The sequence below is a fragment of the endosymbiont of Lamellibrachia barhami genome, from assembly GCF_011947365.2.
In the GTDB taxonomy this organism is placed as follows: Bacteria; Pseudomonadota; Gammaproteobacteria; order Chromatiales; family Chromatiaceae; genus QGON01.
Map to the genome: position 1 here is coordinate 3,097,263 of NZ_JAAVSH020000001.1, position 4,056 is coordinate 3,101,318.

2 protein-coding genes are annotated in these 4,056 nt (G+C 55.1%); both read left to right on the plus strand.

Annotated features, from left to right (window positions below; genetic code table 11):
- Positions 1-208: 208 nt before the first annotated feature.
- A complete protein-coding gene (locus G9Q73_RS14105; RefSeq protein ID WP_246345273.1) occupies positions 209-757 on the plus strand; it encodes a carboxymuconolactone decarboxylase family protein in 549 nt (182 codons plus the stop codon).
- A gap of 171 nt (positions 758-928) precedes the next feature.
- Positions 929-4,051: an MGH1-like glycoside hydrolase domain-containing protein gene (locus G9Q73_RS14110; RefSeq protein ID WP_304956602.1), complete on the plus strand. Its 3,123-nt coding sequence runs from the start codon at positions 929-931 to the stop codon at positions 4,049-4,051.
- Positions 4,052-4,056: the final 5 nt, after the last annotated feature.

Consider the following 4,056-nt stretch of genomic DNA (forward strand, 5'->3'; position numbering starts at 1 on the left):
TTGTTGTACTTCGTTTCAGTTGCATCATTGCTTAGGGTGGCAGCATTGCGTCCTGTAGTGCTTTTTCACGATCAAACTCGATGGGTCTAGCCATGACTCCAACCAAATCTATTATGGAACTACTTATATGCTAGCGGTACTTGAACGATCGTTCAATAACAACTATGGTTATTGAGCGATCACTCAATTACTAAAAATGGAGCATCTCATGTCGAGTTTCCCTGTCCACTCCCGCGAATCAGCCCCTGAAGCTGCACACCCCACATTGGATACTGTCGCCGGTCTGTTCGGATTTATTCCCAACCTGCTTGGCGTAATGGCGACCTCTCGGCTGCAGAGGCCTATGTCGCCCTTTCCAGTATCTTCGAAAAGCGGCCTGAATGCAGCAGAGAGGCAAGTGGTGTTATTGACGGTAAGCCGTTTCCACGAATGTCATTACTGCATGGCAGCCCACTCCCTGGCCGCTGATATGGAGCAGGTACCCGCCGATGTGGTTGAGGCCATCCGTAGCGATCATCCCATCACCGATCCAAAACTGGAGGCGCTACGGGTTTACGTCTATCGGTTGATAGAAAAACGTGGCTGGATCGATGAGACAGAGATGGCTGAATTTCTTGCTGCCGGTTTTGAACCCTCTCATGCCCTCGATGTTCTGGTCGGCGTCGGACAGAAGACCCTCAGCAACTTCACCAACCATCTTGCCAAAACCCCGCTTGATAGTGCCTTCGAACAACACGCCTGGGCACCGGCAGAATGAGACCTGTGTAAGGGACAGCCTGCTCAAACGACCAATCACAATATAGATGGTAAAGCCAGCGAGAAACATCACGCGGATGAGCCACACTCTAACTGAGGCCTTTCTGCCTACACTTGATTGAAGCAGACCAGGCCGGACTTGGCAGGAGCGCGGCAGCACGATGAGGAAGGCGTGAAAAAAACAACCCGGAAAACAGCGAGTGTCGAAAAGCCCAATGCGCCCGACAGAATCGAAAATGCCGAGCGGGCGCGCGTGTCGGCACAGGCTAGTGGAAAGCAGGCATGGCGCCGCTGGGGTCCCTATCTCAGTGAGCGCCAGTGGGGCACGGTGCGTGAAGACTATAGCCCCCGTGGCAAGGCATGGGAGTACTTCACCCACGACCAGGCACGTAGCCGCGCCTACCGTTGGGGCGAAGATGGCATTGCCGGGTTTAGCGATGAAAAACAACGACTCTGCCTTTCGCTCGCCCTCTGGAACGGCCAAGATCCGATCCTCAAGGAGCGGCTGTTCGGCTTGACCAACAGTGAAGGCAACCACGGCGAGGACGTCAAGGAGTTCTATTACTATTTGGATGCCACCCCGAGCCACGCCTACCTTAAGATGCTCTATAAATACCCCCAGCGTGCCTTCCCTTATGTTGATCTGGTGGAAGAGAATCACCGTCGCGGCAGGGATCAACCCGAGTACGAACTGCTTGATACCGGCATCTTCGATGAAAACCGCTACTTCGATGTCTTCGTCGAATATGCCAAGGCGGATGTGGACGACATCCTGATGCGAATCACGGTGTTTAATCGTGGCGATAAGGATGCCCCCCTCTACCTGCTGCCCCAACTCTGGTTCCGCAACACTTGGGCTTGGGACCAGGATCCGACCCGTCCGACGCTCACCGCCACAGAGCGTGGCTGCATTGCGATACACCACCAGAAGCTGGGCGACTACCACTGTTATCTGGACGGCGGCCCCGAGTTGCTCTTCTGCAACAACGATACCCATGTAAAGCCATTGAAAGAAATGGAGGCCAGCGGCTACTTCAAGGATGCCTTCCACGACTATGTCATCAATGGCGATCACACTGCCATCAACCCGCAGCAGAATGGCACCAAGGCAGCCGGCCTCTACTACTTTGAAGTCCCGGCCCTCGATCAGGTACAGGTGCGTGTACGGCTGAAAAAAGGGCGGGATCAGCGCCCTTTTGAGCACTTCGATGCAATATTCAAATTGCGCACTGCAGAGACAGATGCCTTCTACGCTGATCTACAGAAGAGACTGCCGGATGACGAAGCCCGGCTGATTCAGCGCCAGGCCCTCGCGGGGATGATCTGGAGCAAGCAGTTCTACTACTACGACATCCCGCAGTGGCTTGACGGCGACCCGGGCCAGTCAACTCCACCGAAGGAACGCCGTCATGGCCGCAATAGCGACTGGCGTCACCTCAACAACGCCGACATCATCTCCATGCCGGACAAGTGGGAGTACCCCTGGTACGCGGCTTGGGATCTGGCCTTTCACTGCATCACTCTGGCAATGGTCGACCCGGACTTTGCCAAACGCCAGCTGCTGCTGATGACCCGGGTCTGGTACATGCACCCCAACGGACAGATCCCCGCCTATGAGTGGGGCTTCGATGACGTCAATCCTCCAGTTCATGCCTGGGCGGTGTGGGAGGTTTATCGCACCGAACGCGAAACCACTGGCAAAGGCGACCTCGATTTTCTCGAACGGGAACTGCACAAGCTGATCCTCAACTTTACCTGGTGGGTCAATCGCAAGGATGCAGACGGCAACAGCATCTTCCAGGGTGGCTTTCTCGGCCTGGACAACATTGGAGTATTCGACCGCAGTTCCCCACTGCCCACCGGCGGCCATATCAACCAGGCTGACGGCACCAGCTGGATGGCCATGTATTGTCTCAACCTGATGCGTATCGCGCTGGAACTGGCGCAGACCAACCACACCTACGAAGACATCGCCACCAAGTTTTTCGAACACTTCCTCTATATCGCCGCAGCGATGAACAATATCGGCGATCAGGGCGTTGGCCTATGGGACGAGGAAGATCAATTCTATTACGACGTGCTGCGTTTTCCCGATGGAAAGCTGATGCCGATGAAAATCCGCTCGATGGTGGGACTGATACCGCTTTTCGCGGTGGAGATTCTGGAACCCGAACTCATCGAGCAGCTGCCCGACTTCAAACGACGCCTGAAGTGGTTTCTCAACTACCGTCCCGACCTGGCCGCCCAGGTCTCCCACTGGGAAGAACCTGGCCGGGGCAATCGCAGGCTGCTCTCTCTGCTGCGCGGCCATCGCATGAAATGTCTGCTTCGGCGCATGCTGGACGAGACAGAATTCCTCTCCGATTACGGTGTGCGCTCCCTATCCCGCGCGCACCAGGAGACCCCGTATATTTTCGACTTCATGAACCACTCCCTGTCAGTCTCCTTTCAGCCGGGCGAGTCGAATTCGAGTGCGTTTGGCGGCAATTCCAACTGGCGCGGTCCCATCTGGTTCCCGGTTAATTTTCTGCTGATCACCTCGCTGCGTCGCTTCGCCACCTTTTATGGCGACGAATTCAAGATCGAGTGTCCCACCGGTTCCGGAAAATATCTCTCGATCGATGAGGTAGCCGATGAATTGGCACTACGTCTGACCCGGCTTTTTCGTCGCGACAAACAGGGTCGAAGAGCGATATTTGGTGACAACGTCAAACTGCAAGACGATCCCCACTTTCGCGATCACCTGCTGTTTTACGAGTATTTCCACGGTGATGACGGCCGCGGGATCGGCGCGCTTCTCACCAGACGGGTTGGATTGATTGGTATGAATACCCGGCACCCAGTTCGTAACACCAATTTATTAACAGGAAACAGCATGCATTCAACATTCATCAAGGTCTTGTCGGCCACACGCGATTACGGTCGCAATTATCTACGCTTTCTGGCCAGCCGTTGTGTGTGTTGGTTTCATCGCCCCTTTCTGCACTGGGATTTTACGACATGTTCAGAAGCAGCGCACTCCATTCGCGAAACTTCCCCTGTTCGGGCGCGGCCGTGGATCATGGAGAGGATCCGACCTTTTATCCGTCAGTATTTCGTCGAGTCCGACACTGACGGAGCACCCATCAACCGGATGTTCAAGACATTGTCTACCAACGCGCGCCAAGGGGCGTTGGAACCAATGCTGCTTTCGTACGCGGGTCGACACTTACCGAACCGGATATGGATGGATCGGGCACTCCTCTCCGCGATGAATGTCTCCAGATGTCGACGAGGTTACAGGAGCAATACGTAACTGGC

Excerpts from the sequence above, each read along its gene's own strand:
- G9Q73_RS14105 (WP_246345273.1), top strand. The coding sequence starts at position 209 with ATGTCGAGTTTCCCTGTCCACTCCCGCGAATCAGCCCCTGAAGCTGCA.